The sequence below is a fragment of the Streptomyces sp. NPDC058758 genome (assembly GCF_042746075.1).
In the GTDB taxonomy this organism is placed as follows: Bacteria; Actinomycetota; Actinomycetes; order Streptomycetales; family Streptomycetaceae; genus Streptomyces.
In genome coordinates, this window is the sequence record NZ_JBHYPS010000025.1 from 59,761 (window position 1) to 71,333 (window position 11,573).

Annotated in this window: 10 protein-coding genes and 1 riboswitch; of the genes, 3 read left to right on the forward strand and 7 right to left on the reverse strand. The window is 75.6% G+C overall.

All coding sequences use genetic code 11. The features are described from left to right. Nucleotides 1-76: 76 nt before the first annotated feature. From ACFW6A_RS25775 to ACFW6A_RS25785, 3 genes are all read right to left on the reverse strand, one after another. Entirely contained in the window at nucleotides 77-919 is an 843-nt protein-coding gene (locus ACFW6A_RS25775) for an SDR family NAD(P)-dependent oxidoreductase (RefSeq protein ID WP_386485512.1), read from the reverse strand. Between the two features lie 116 nt (nucleotides 920-1,035). Beyond that, nucleotides 1,036-1,872: a ketose-bisphosphate aldolase gene (locus ACFW6A_RS25780; protein WP_386643252.1), complete on the reverse strand. Its 837-nt coding sequence runs from the start codon at nucleotides 1,870-1,872 to the stop codon at nucleotides 1,036-1,038. A 95-nt stretch (nucleotides 1,873-1,967) separates the two neighbouring features. Beyond that, entirely contained in the window at nucleotides 1,968-2,891 is a 924-nt protein-coding gene (locus ACFW6A_RS25785) for a sugar isomerase (protein WP_351846798.1), read from the reverse strand. A gap of 147 nt (nucleotides 2,892-3,038) precedes the next feature. Between ACFW6A_RS25785 and ACFW6A_RS25790 the strand changes: the two genes are divergently transcribed. After that, nucleotides 3,039-3,845 (forward strand): DeoR/GlpR family DNA-binding transcription regulator, encoded by an 807-nt coding sequence (locus tag ACFW6A_RS25790; RefSeq protein ID WP_386643255.1) that lies wholly within the window; start codon nucleotides 3,039-3,041, stop codon nucleotides 3,843-3,845. A gap of 185 nt (nucleotides 3,846-4,030) precedes the next feature. Continuing rightward, nucleotides 4,031-6,067 carry a phosphocholine-specific phospholipase C gene (locus tag ACFW6A_RS25795; RefSeq protein WP_386643258.1) on the forward strand — a complete coding sequence of 679 codons (2,037 nt, stop codon included), beginning with the start codon at nucleotides 4,031-4,033 and terminating at the stop codon, nucleotides 6,065-6,067. A gap of 15 nt (nucleotides 6,068-6,082) precedes the next feature. Here the strand turns inward: ACFW6A_RS25795 and ACFW6A_RS25800 are convergent, their stop codons facing one another. Continuing rightward, on the reverse strand, nucleotides 6,083-6,742 hold the full coding sequence (locus tag ACFW6A_RS25800) for a hypothetical protein (protein WP_386643261.1): 660 nt from the start codon (nucleotides 6,740-6,742) through the stop codon (nucleotides 6,083-6,085). 334 nt (nucleotides 6,743-7,076) lie between these two features. Further along, nucleotides 7,077-7,263: riboswitch (cyclic di-AMP (ydaO/yuaA leader) on the forward strand. 4 nt (nucleotides 7,264-7,267) lie between these two features. Between ACFW6A_RS25800 and ACFW6A_RS25805 the strand changes: the two genes are divergently transcribed. After that, entirely contained in the window at nucleotides 7,268-8,158 is an 891-nt protein-coding gene (locus ACFW6A_RS25805) for a transglycosylase SLT domain-containing protein (protein WP_386643264.1), read from the forward strand. On the opposite strand, the gene ACFW6A_RS25810 is transcribed toward ACFW6A_RS25805, so the two are convergent. From ACFW6A_RS25810 to ACFW6A_RS25820, 3 genes are all read right to left on the reverse strand, one after another. Further along, complete coding sequence (locus ACFW6A_RS25810) at nucleotides 8,152-9,456, reverse strand: phosphoribosyltransferase family protein (protein ID WP_386643267.1); 1,305 nt, start codon at nucleotides 9,454-9,456, stop codon at nucleotides 8,152-8,154. The two genes, ACFW6A_RS25805 and ACFW6A_RS25810, sit on opposite strands and share 7 nt — an antisense overlap. A gap of 112 nt (nucleotides 9,457-9,568) precedes the next feature. Next, entirely contained in the window at nucleotides 9,569-10,483 is a 915-nt protein-coding gene (locus tag ACFW6A_RS25815; RefSeq protein ID WP_351846814.1) for a universal stress protein, read from the reverse strand. 147 nt (nucleotides 10,484-10,630) lie between these two features. Continuing rightward, nucleotides 10,631-11,395, reverse strand: coding sequence for an alpha/beta hydrolase (locus ACFW6A_RS25820; RefSeq protein WP_351846816.1), 765 nt, complete (start codon nucleotides 11,393-11,395; stop codon nucleotides 10,631-10,633). Nucleotides 11,396-11,573: the final 178 nt, after the last annotated feature.

An 11,573-nucleotide genomic window follows, 5' to 3' on the forward strand; every position in this document is an offset into this window, starting at 1 on the left:
GCCGGCCCCGCCGCCCCGCGCCCCCGAGACCTTCCCCCGGTCCCGGGGGCGCACCCCTTCCGTCCCGTGCCGGGCGTCAGACGCCCGGCACCGCCGCCCCGACCCAGAGGTCCGTCAGCGCCATGAGGCGTCGGCGGGCCTCGGCGTCGTACGCCTGCTCGTGCGCCCGGGCCTCGGTGAACCGGTCGAAGTACCGCCCGGTGACCCCGGCCGGCTCGGGGTCGACGACGAGGCGCACGGTGGGGCGGACGCCCTCCTCGACGCCGACGAGCGGGGTGAGGCCGTACGCCCGGACGCCCGCGGTGTCCATGAGGTGGGCCGGGTGGAGGGCGTTGACGGTGACCCCGCTGCCGTCGAGTTCCTCGGCGAGGGCGAAGGTCGCCATGATCAGGGCGAGTTTGCTGCGGCAGTAGGCGCGCAGCCCCTCGTACCCCTTCTCGAACATGGGGTCGTCGAAGTCGACGGCCTCCTGCCCGACGGAGGCGACGTTGACGACGCGGGCCGGCGCCGAGGCGGTGAGCAGCGGCAGCAGGCCCCGGGTGAGGGCGTACGGGGCGAGGTGGTTGACGGCGAGGCGCAGTTCGTGGCCCTGGGCGGAGACCTCGCGCACCAGGGGCCGGGCGCCGCCGCCCGCCACCGCGTTGTGCACGAGGGCGTCGAGACGGGGTTCGGCCGCCCCGACCCGCCGGGCCAGCGCGCCGACCTGGTCGAGGTCGGAGAGGTCCGCCAGGTAGGTGCGGACCTCCCCGCCGGCGTCCAGGGCGCGGATCTCGTCGGCCACGGCGGCGAGCCGTCCGGCGTCGCGGCCGTGCAGCAGGACGGTGCCGCCGCGGGCGGCGAGGTCGAGGGCGACGCCCCGGCCGAGGCCCTGGGCGGCGCCGGTGACGAGGGTGGTGTGGTGGTGCGGGAGCCGGTTCATGGAAGTGATCGTGGCCCGGGCGGACACCGCTCGGGGAGGGCGCACCGCACCTGGTGTCGCCACCACCAGGCTCGGCGGCCGGCCGGTGCCCGGACCGGGCGTGGGCCTGGTCCGGGTCAGTGGGGGGCGAGGAGGCCGAGGAGGCGGGTGACCGCCTCCGCGACGGCGGTGCGGGCCGGGCCGAGGTAGCGGCGGGGGTCCACGTCGGCGGGGTGGGCGGCGAGGTGGTCGCGGACGGCGCGGGTGAAGGCCTTGTTGAGGTGGGTGGAGACGTTCACCTTGGTCATCCCGGCGGCCACGGCCCGCGCGAGCAGCAGGTCGGGGACGCCCGAGGAGCCGTGCAGCACGAGGGGGACGTCGACGGCGGCCCGGAGCCGGGCGATGAGGTCGAGGTCCAGGACGGCGTCCCGGGTGACCATCTGGTGGACGCTGCCGACGGCGACGGCGAGGGCGTCCACACCGGTGGCGGCGACGAAGGAACGGGCCTCGCCGGGGTCGGTGCGGACGCCGGGGTCGTGGGCGCCGCCCTTGCCGCCGACCTCGCCGAGTTCGCCCTCGACCCAGACGCCCTCCCGGTGGCAGTGCTCGACGACCGCGCGGGTCGCGGCCACGTTCTCCTCGTACGGCAACCGCGCCGCGTCGAACATGACGGAGCCGAGGCCGAGTTCCACGGCCTCGTGGACGAGGTCCGCGCTCTCGGCGTGGTCGAGGTGGACGGCGACGGGGGTCTTGGCGGCGCGGGCGAGCGCGAGGCAGGCGAGCGCGACGGGTTCGAGACCGCCGTGGTAGCGGACGGTGTTCTCGCTGATCTGGAGCACGACGGGCCGGTCGGCCCGCTCGGCGCCGGCCACGATGGCCTGGGCGTGCTCCAGCTGGAGGACGTTGAAGGCGCCCGTGCCGGCGCCGGCGGCGCGCGCCCGCCGGACGATCTCGTGGGTCGGGGTCAGTGGCATGGTCCTGCTCCGGGTACGGGTCGGGGGCGGGTCGCTGCGGGGGCCGGGGCGCGGGGCTCGGGCTCCGCGCTCGGCACAGGGCTCGGGCGCCGGGCTCAGGCGCCGGTGTCGGCGAGGACGACGGAGCGGGTGAGGTTGCGGGGGCGGTCCGGGTCGAGGCCGCGGGACTCGGCGACCGCGACGGCGAGCCGCTGGGCCAGGACGAGTTCCGCGAGCGGGTCGAGCCCGCCGGCGACGAGGGTGCCGCCGACGGCGCGGACCTCCTCGGCGAGGCCGTCGGGCAGGGGCCCGAAGCTCCAGGCGACGCGCCCGGGGCCGGTGATGCTGATGGGCCCGTGGCGGTACTCCATCGCCGGGTAGGCCTCCGTCCAGGCGCCGGCCGCCTCCCGCATCTTGAGCCCGGCCTCCTGGGCGAGTCCGTAGGTCCAGCCGGTGCCGAGGAAGGTGAACTGCTCCGCCTCGCGGACGGCGGCCTCCAGCGGGCGGGCGAGGGCGAGTTCGGCGTCCTCGGCGGCGCGGGCGACGGTCGCCACCCCGTCGGGCAGGGCGTCCTCGGCCTCCAGGTGGGCGCGGAGGAGGGCGAGGGCGGTGGTGGCGAAGCGGGTCTGGACGACCGACTCCTCGTCGGCGAAGTCGAGGACGGCGACGGCGTCGGCGAGGTCCATGACGGGGGTGGCCGGATCGGCGGTGACCGCTCCGGTGGCGACCGTTCCGGCCAGCCGGGCGAGGACCGCGAGGACCTCGCTGGTGGTGCCGGAGCGGGTGAGGGCGATGACCCGGTCGTAGCGGCGGGAGAAGGGGAAGCGGGAGGCGGCGAAGGCGTCGGTCTCGCCGTGTCCGCCGGCCTCGCGCAGGTCGGCGTAGGCCTGCGCCATGAACCAGGAGGTGCCGCAGCCGATCACGGCGACGCGCTCGCCTCGCCGGGGCAGCGCGGACGCGTGCCGCGGCAGCGTGCCGAGCGCCTCGCGCCAGACGGTGGGCTGGGTGGCGATCTCGGTGGTGGTACGGGAGGGGGCCATGCGCACTCCTTGCACGAAAGAGACGGCAGTGATGCGTGAAGATGCTCGAATCGAGCGCCATTCAAGCAGATTCACGCATCGGTCAGCCAGATCCCCGCGCAGGGCGGCATAGGATCGGAGCCGTACCCACGGAAGGACCGGTCCGGCATGTCCAAGCACGAGCGGTGGAACGCACTCCTGGAACTTCTGGCGTCCGCGGGCAGGCTGGAGGTCGAGGAGGCGGCGGCCCGCCTCGACGTCTCCGCGGCCACGATCCGCCGCGACCTGGACGAACTCGCCGAACAGCGCCTCCTCGTCCGCACCCGCGGCGGGGCGCTCGCGCACGGCGTCTCGTACGAGCTGCCGCTCCGCTACAAGTCGGGCCGGCACGCCGCCGAGAAGGCCCGGATCGCCGCCGCGGCGGCCGAACTGGTCGCGCCGGGCGAGGTCGTCGGCCTGAACGGCGGCACGACGACCACCGAGGTCGCGCGGGCGCTCGCCGTACGGTTCGCGGGCGAGCGCGCCGACACCGGACAGCCGCCCGCCCCCGCCGCCCCCGCCCTGACGGTGGTGACCAACGCGCTCAACATCGCCGCCGAACTGGCGGTGCGCCCCCAGATCAAGCTGGTGACGACGGGCGGGGTGGCCCGCCCGCAGACCTACGAGCTGGTGGGTCCGCTCGCCGCCGGAGTCCTGGGCGAGGTGGTCCTCGACACGGTGGTGCTCGGGGTCGACGGGGTGGATCCGGCCCTGGGGGCGATGGCGCACCAGGAGGAGGAGGCGAGCATCAGCCGGCTCTTCGCCGAGCGGGCCGGCCGGGTCGTGGTGGTGACCGACTCGTCGAAGCTGGGGCGGCGCGCCTTCGCCCGGATCTGCGGCCTCGAACAGGTCGACCTGCTGGTGACCGACACCGGGATCGACCCGGGGACGGCGGAGCGGCTGACCGAGGCGGGACTCCGGGTCCACACCGTCTGACGCCGCCTCACCCCGCCCATTGGTCGTACCGCATACCAATTCCCCTCCTGGTCGGACCAGGGTGAACGCATCGGGTCCGGCTGTTCACCAAGCCCTTACCGCACGGGCGTATACCTTTGGGCGCCGCTCCCCCATCATGTCTGCCGACGTGCCCGCGGGGCACACCGTGACAGGAGGGGCGGGGCATGCTTCCCATCAGCCGCAGGGGGTTCGTCGGGATCGGCGCGGGGCTCGGGGCCGGGCTCGTCACGGGGGCCGCGCTGCCCCCGGCGACGGCCTCGGCCGCCGCGCGGGCCGCGACCGGCACCCTGACCGACGTCCGTCACGTGGTGATCCTCATGCAGGAGAACCGCAGCTTCGACCACTACTTCGGCACGCTCCGCGGCGTGCGCGGCTTCGGCGACCGGGCGGCGGGCAACATCCCCGGCGGCTGGAGCACCTTCCAGCAGCCGAACTGGGGCGGCCGGCAGTTCCCGTGGAAGCTGAGCGACACCCCGCCGGCCGGCGGGGCCGACGGCGAGACGCTCGCCCAGTGCAACGGCGACCTGCCGCACAGCTGGACCTCGCAGCACGCCGCCTGGAACAAGGGCCGGCTCGACAACTGGGTGACGGGCGTGGGCAACACCCGGACGCTGGGACACCTGGACCGCGAGGACATCCCCTTCCACCACGCGCTCGCCGACCACTACACGGTCTGCGACGCGTACTTCTGCTCGGCGCTCAGCGCCACCGGCCCCAACCGGACCTTCCTGTGGAGCGGAAAGATCGACGGTTCCAGCAAGGACGGCGGGGACGAGTCGGGCCTGACCTGGGAGACGTACGCGGAGGCGCTCCAGCGGGCCGGGGTGAGCTGGAAGGTCTACCAGAACGCCCAGGACAACTACGGCGACAACGGCCTCGCGTACTTCAAGCGGTTCACCGACGCCCGGCCCGGCGACCCGCTGTACGACCGGGGCATGGCCTCGGTCCCGAAGGCCACCGGCTCGACCCCGGACGACATCGCCGCCGCGATCCGCGCCGACGTCCTCGCCGGGACGCTGCCGCAGGTGTCGTGGGTGGTGGCGAACGAGGCGTTCTCCGAGCACCCGTACGCCCCTCCCGGCGACGGCGCGCACTTCGTCGACCTGGTCTACCGCGCCCTGGCGGCGAACCCCGAGGTCTTCGACGCGACCGTGATGATCCTCAACTACGACGAGAACGACGGCTTCTTCGACCACGTGCCGCCGCCCGTCGCCCCGCCCGGCACCCCGGGCGAGTACCTCGACGGCGTGCCGATCGGCCTGGGCTTCCGGGTGCCGATGCTGGTCATGTCGCCGTGGACGCGCGGCGGCTGGGTCAGCTCGGAGGTCTTCGACCACACCTCGGTGCTCCGCTTCCTGGAGACCTGGACCGCCGCCCTCGGCACCCCGGCGGCCTGCCCGAACATCAGTGCCTGGCGGCGGAGGGTGACCGGCGACCTCACCGGCGTCTTCGACTTCGCCCACCCGGTGTACGGGGTCCCCGCCGGCCTCCCGTCGACGGCGAAGGTCATCGGCATGTCCACCTGCGGCCCGCTCCCGAACCCCGCGCCGCAGAACAACGCGCTGCCCGTCCAGGAGCCCGGCACCCGCCCGGCGCGGGCCCTGCCCTACCAGCCGAACGGCAACCTCGACCGCTTCGAGTTCGGCGCGGCGGGCAAGATCCTCGCCTGGTTCTCCATGAGCAACCTGGGCCCGCAGGCCCGCCGGGCCGCCCACTTCTCGATCCACCCGCACCAGCACCGGGACACCGCCGCCTGGCAGTACACGGTCGACCCCGGGACCACCGCCACCGACTACTTCAACATCGGGCTGGGCTCCGGCTCGGGGAAGTACGACCTCTCGATGATGGGCCCGAACCGCTTCCTGCGCCGGTTCGTCGGCGACGCCTCCAAGGCCGGCCGGGCGATCGAGGTGGCGGCGCGCTTCGCCACCGAACCCGGCACCGGGAAGACGGCGATCTGGTTCACGCTGACCAACGCCTCCGCCGGCCCGGTCACCTTCACCGTCCGCTCCAACGCCTACCGCACGGACGGCCCGTGGACGTACACCGTCCCGGCGGGCGCCGCCCGCGAGGACCACTTCAACGCGGTGGCGTACCAGGACGGCTGGTACGACTTCACGATCCTGGCCGACATCGACGGCACCTGGTCGCGCCGCTACACGGGCCACATCGAGACGGGGGCGCCGAGCGTCACCGGCTGACCGCCCGGCGCGCCCTCACCGCCCGGCCAGGGCCGCGCGCCGGATCGTGGCGTCGAGGAGCGCGAGCGCGTCCTGGGCGGTGCGGCCCGGGGCGCGGTTCCAGGGGCCGATGAGTCCGTGCCACCCGCGGGACCGCAGCTCGGTCATGATCCACGCGCCGGCCTCGTTCATGGTGGACGTGCTGCCGTGGCCGAGCCGGTGGGCGGCGAGCAGGGCGCCGCAGAGGCACCGGGCGCCCCGTGCGTCGCGGAGCTTGTACGGCGTGTTCTGCCATCCCCATTCGGTCAGCACCCGGCGCGCGTAGGCCAGGTGGACGGAGGGGAGCACGTCGGAGCGGCCGATCGCGCGCCAGAGGTGCAGCCGGTCCGGGAGGACGGCCCCGATCCGGCCGGGCAGCGGACGCTCGGCGGGCGGGGCCGGGGGCAGCGCGCCGAGCGCGTCGGCGACCAGCCGCTCCACGGGGACGGTGAGGAGGCTCCGCCACGCCTCGGAGACGGGGGCGGGGGTGGGGGCCGGGGCGGAGACGGCCACAGCCACGGGCTCGGCCTCGGCCCCGGGCTCGTGGGGAGAAGCGGGCAGGGACGGAAGCAGGCTCTCCCAGGCGGCGCTCTCGTAGAGGCGCGCCACCTCTCGGTCGAGCGCGTCGGGGTCGCGCGGCGGGGCGGGGGATGACATCCCCCCATCATGAGGGGCATATGACCTCTTTGCCCGGTATGCGCCATTCGCGCCGCCCTCTCGCCACCGACCCGCGCGAGCAAGGCATTACACCGCAGAATTCCCCTAAATTCGCGAGCTTCCCTATTCGGACATTGCGCACCCCGTGACGCGACTCACTTTCCCCGCGCCGACGGCGGCTCCCCCTCCGTCACGAGCCGTGCGCCGCAAGGGATTCCGGAAGGGGAGCCGAAACGGTCGATCTTGAATTCCGCCGTTTCGATCTCCACCGTCCCTTTTCCCGCCCATTCGCATCTTGTTCCCCGCCGCATTTCTCGCCTACGGTCACCTCCATTCGAGCGGATCGCCGAATCCTGCCACCGCCCGAAAGACCTCCCATTTCACCCGACGGCAGGAGCGGGGGACCCACCACACCGCCGGTCCGGCACCACCGGAACGGCTCGGGGTGAAGCCGCGTGCGCGCGGCCGGACAGCTCCAGTCCGAACCCGACAGCTCACCTCGCAGGCGCCGGAGAGGAAACCGCCATGCCCGCTCACGGCAAGCACCGCCGTCCCCGACGCCGCCCCGTCTCCCGAGGTCTCGCCTTCGCGGGCACCGGCGGAGTCGCCCTCGCCCTGCCGCTGGTCGTCCCCGCCGCGGCGGGCGCCGCGCCCCTCCCCGAGTCCGCCGCACCGGCCGCAGTCGCCGCGCCGGCCGCACCGGCCACCGCCGTCACGAAGGCTCCGGCCGCTCCCACCGCCACCCGCGCGTACACCGTGGTGAAGGGCGACTCGCTTTCCCTGATCGCCCACCGAAAGGGAATTCAGGGCGGCTGGAAGTCGCTTTACCAGGCGAACAGGACGACCGTGGGTGACAATCCGTCACTCATTCACCCCGGCCTCGAACTGACGATTCGTCGGGATTCCGCGAAGGCCGCTCCCGCGCCCGAGCGGGCCGCCCGGAAGAGCGCCGCGAAGCCCGCCTCCACCGGTTCGGCCGAACGGGCGAGCCGCTCCTCCGCCCGCGCGGCGACCCCCGCCGTGCAGACCCGGGCCCAGGCCCAGACCCGGCCGGCCGCCGTCCAGGCCGCGGCCCCCGCCGCCGCGCCGCAGTACGCCGACAACCTCGACGGCTGGATCCGCGAGTCGCTGGACGTCATGGCCCGCTACGGCATCCCCGGCTCGTACGACGGCATCCTCCGCAACGTCCTGCGCGAGTCCTCCGGCAACCCCCGCGCCGTCAACCTCTGGGACTCCAACGCCGCGAAGGGCACCCCGTCGAAGGGCCTGCTCCAGGTCATCGACCCGACGTTCTCGGCCTACCACGTGCCGGGCACCTCGCTCGACCCGTACGACCCGGTCGCGAACATCACCGCCGCCTGCAACTACGCGGCCGACCGGTACGGCTCCATCGACAACGTCAACGGCGCCTACTGATCCCGCCCGTTCCCGGCCGCCCCGAAGCGGCCGGTGAACCAGTCCGCGGCGAGCGCCGCCACCTCCTCCAGGGCCCCCGGCTCCTCGAAGAGGTGGCCGGCGCCCGGCACGACCTCCAGCCGGCTCTCACACCGCAGCAGCGCTCCGGCCCGCCGGTTGAGGTCCAGGACGAGGTCGTCGCTCCCGCCGACGACCAGCAGGGTCGGGGCCCGGACCGCGGCGAGCCGCTCCCCCGCCAGATCGGGCCGGCCGCCCCGGGACACCACGGCGGCCACGTCGTCGTCCGGCTCCGCCGCCGCCCACAGCGCGGCGGCCGCGCCCGTACTCGCCCCGAAGTAGCCGCGCGGCAGGCCCTCGGTGGCGGGCCACCCGGCCGACCAGGCGGCGGCGCGGCCCAGCCGGCCGGCGAGCAGCGGGGTGTCGAAGACCCGTGCCCGGTCGGCGGCCTCGGCCTCCGTGAGCAGGTCGAAGAGGAGCGTCCCCAGCCCCGCCCGGTTCAGGGCCCCGGCGACCGCGCGGTTCCGGGGGCTGTGCCGGCCGCTGCCGCTGCCGTGCGCGAAGAGGACGAGCCCGGCCGCCCCGTCGGGCAGCGCCAGGTCGCCCCGCAGCTCCAGGTCGCCGACCGGGATCCGTACGGCCGTGTGCCGGACCGCCGGGCCGTGCGCGGCCCGGTTCCGGTCGAGCCGGTCCACCACCTCGGCGTCCGGCGTCTGGTCGAACTCGCGGTAGAACTGCCCGACCGCGTAGAACCCCTCCGGGGCGTGCACGGCGACCGCCTCGTCGGCCTCGCCCGCCAGCCGTGCCGTCCAGCCGTGCGGCGCCACCGGCACCGCCAGCACGATCCGGGCCGCGCCCCCTGCGCGCACCGCGCGGCAGGCGGCCAGCGCGGTCGCGCCGGTGGCGAGTCCGTCGTCGACGACCACCACCGTCCGCCCCTCCAGCGGCACCGGCCGGCGGCTGCCCCGGTAGAGCCGGGCCCGCTCGGCCATGACGGCCCGCTCCCGCTCCTCGACCGCCGCCAGGTCCCGCCCGGTCACGCCCGCGTCCCGCACGACCTGCTCGTTGACCACCCGGACGCCGCCCTCCCCGACGGCCCCCATGGCCAGCTCGGGCCGGCTCGGCACGCCCAGCTTCCGCACCAGGCAGATGTCCAGCGGCGCGCCGAGCGCCTCGGCCACCTCCGCCGCCACCGGCACCCCGCCCCGGGGCAGGCCGAGGACGACGACGTCACGCCCCTGGAGATGGCCGAGCCGGGCGGCGAGCCGCCGCCCCGCGTCGGCACGGTCGGCGAAATACATGGCACGCCGCCTTCCCGGTGGACGAACCCCCGCGCGGCCCGGGCCGTCCGGCCCGGCCCTCCCTTCCAGGGTCCCACCGGGCGGCGTCCCGGGGCCCGGCGCACGCCCCGCCTCAGCCCGCGGCGCCGCGCACGACGGCGACGGGGCACCGGGCGTGGTGCAGGAGGGCCTGGCTCACCGAGCCCAGCAACAGCCCGGCGAAGCCGCCGCGCCCGCGGGCGCCCATGACGACCAGCCGGGCGCTCCCGCTCTCCTCCAGCAGGACCTCGCGGGGCCGGCCGCGCACCAGCCGGGGCTCGGCCTCGACCCCCGGGTGGCGGCCGGCGGCCCGCGCCAGCGCCGCGTCCAGGACCCGGGCGGCCTCCTCGTGCACCTGCTCGGCACTGTGGAAGAGCCCGGTGAGGTCTCCCGGTCCGGAACGCGGGGTCCACGCGTGGACGGCGACGAGCCCGGCCCCGCGCACCCGCGCCTCCGTGAAGGCGAAGTCGACGGCCGCGTCGGAGTCCGGGGAGCCGTCGACCGCCAGGACCACCGGCCCGTCGGGCTCGCCCCGGCCGCGCACGACGAGGACGGGGCACTCGGCGTGGGCGGCGAGGTGGACGGCGACCGAGCCGAGCACCAGGCCTCCGAAGCCGCCGGTGCCGCGGCTGCCGACGACGACCAGCTCGGCGCCCCGGGAGCGGGTGGCGAGGACGACGAGCGGCTCGCCGGGGATCAGCTCGCCCGAGACCTCGGTGCCCGGGGCGGCCGCCCCGGCCCGGGCGACGGCCGTGTCCAGGACGATCTGCGCCTGCCGCCGCAGCCCGCTCTCGGTCGGCCCGTACACGGAGGGCTCCAGGTCGACCCGGAACAGCGGCCAGATGAAGGCGTGCACGACGACCAGCCGCACGCCGCGCCGCCCGGCCTCCCGCGCCGCCTCCTCGACCGCCCCGAGCGCCGACGACGAGCCGTCCGTCCCGACGAGGACGAACGGCCCGCCGGCCGTCGTGGTCCCCGGTGCCGCCGCCCGTTCCTCGCTGCGCCCCATCGCTGTTCCTGCCTTCCGGTCGTGCTCCGCCGATCGCGGGTGCCCTCGTGGTCGAGTACACCCGCCGACTGCCCGCCGGACCGGGCGCCACGCGGGCCGGACGTCCCGCACGGCCCCGCGGAAGGTCCCGGGCGCGGGCCCCGCGGGTCAGGCCGCGAGGAAGGCCTCGATGGCCCGGGCCAGGTCCTTCGGGGTCTCCTCCGGCGGGTAGTGTCCGGCGTCGGCGAGGACTTCCAGGCGGGCGTTGGGGTACCAGCGCAGCCAGGTCGCCTCCATCGCCTCGGCGCCGAGCGCCGGGTCGTGCGCGCCGACGACCAGCAGCACGGGCGTCGGGTTGTCACGGACCCGCTCGTGGAAGTCGGCGCCGGACCACGAGTCCAGGTAGGCGCGGAAGGCGGCCGCGGAGGAGCGGCTCACCGAGCGGTCGACGACCGCGTCCAGCCACGGGCCGGTGTGCCGGCCGCCGGTGGTGTGGTCGATGATGACCCGTCGTAGCGCCGGGTCGTCGGCGGCCCCGGCGAACAGCTGCCGGCTGTCCTCGTCGAGCGGGAAGCCCGCCGCGGAGACCGGCGAGATCCCGACGATCGAGCGGACCCGGTCGGGTGCGTCGAGCAGCATCAGCTGGGCCGCCTTGCCCCCCATGGAGTGGCCGATGACGGAGAAGGAGTCCCAGCCGAGGTCGTCGGCGACCGCCAGGGCGTCCGCGGCGACCTCCTCCATGGTGTAGGCGCCCTCGGCGTCCCGGGCCTCGCCGTAGCCGCGGCAGTCGAGGAAGGCGTAGCTGCCCGCCGTCTCGTCGAGGTGGGCGCGGAGCGGGTCGAAGCTGCTGCGGTCGCCGAACCAGTTGTGGAGGACGAGGGCCCTCCCCGGGCCGTCGCCGTGGACGTCGTACGGAAGGACCCGGCCGGTCATGCTGCCCCCTGGGCGCGAGGTGGTGAGGAGAGGGGTGGTCGCGTCCGCGGCACGTTCGCGGCGGCGGACGACGACCGAGTGTGACGGCCCGGAAGCTCCGGGTCAACATCCCGGGAGCCGTGTGGGCGACGGGCGCACGCGCGGGCGGGCCGCCGACCGCCGTCCGGCGCCCGCCTCC

Bases quoted from the DNA above. Each gene is read 5' to 3' on its own strand.
- ACFW6A_RS25795 (WP_386643258.1), top strand. From the start codon at position 4,031: ATGCTTCCCATCAGCCGCAGGGGGTTCGTCGGGATCGGCGCGGGGCTC.
- ACFW6A_RS25780 (WP_386643252.1), bottom strand. From the start codon at position 1,872: ATGCCACTGACCCCGACCCACGAGATCGTCCGGCGGGCGCGCGCCGCC.
- ACFW6A_RS25775 (WP_386485512.1), bottom strand. From the start codon at position 919: ATGAACCGGCTCCCGCACCACCACACCACCCTCGTCACCGGCGCCGCC.
- ACFW6A_RS25805 (WP_386643264.1), top strand. From the start codon at position 7,268: ATGCCCGCTCACGGCAAGCACCGCCGTCCCCGACGCCGCCCCGTCTCC.
- ACFW6A_RS25810 (WP_386643267.1), bottom strand. From the start codon at position 9,456: ATGTATTTCGCCGACCGTGCCGACGCGGGGCGGCGGCTCGCCGCCCGG.
- ACFW6A_RS25790 (WP_386643255.1), top strand. From the start codon at position 3,039: ATGTCCAAGCACGAGCGGTGGAACGCACTCCTGGAACTTCTGGCGTCC.
- ACFW6A_RS25800 (WP_386643261.1), bottom strand. From the start codon at position 6,742: ATGTCATCCCCCGCCCCGCCGCGCGACCCCGACGCGCTCGACCGAGAG.
- ACFW6A_RS25820 (WP_351846816.1), bottom strand. From the start codon at position 11,395: ATGACCGGCCGGGTCCTTCCGTACGACGTCCACGGCGACGGCCCGGGG.
- ACFW6A_RS25815 (WP_351846814.1), bottom strand. From the start codon at position 10,483: ATGGGGCGCAGCGAGGAACGGGCGGCGGCACCGGGGACCACGACGGCC.
- ACFW6A_RS25785 (WP_351846798.1), bottom strand. From the start codon at position 2,891: ATGGCCCCCTCCCGTACCACCACCGAGATCGCCACCCAGCCCACCGTC.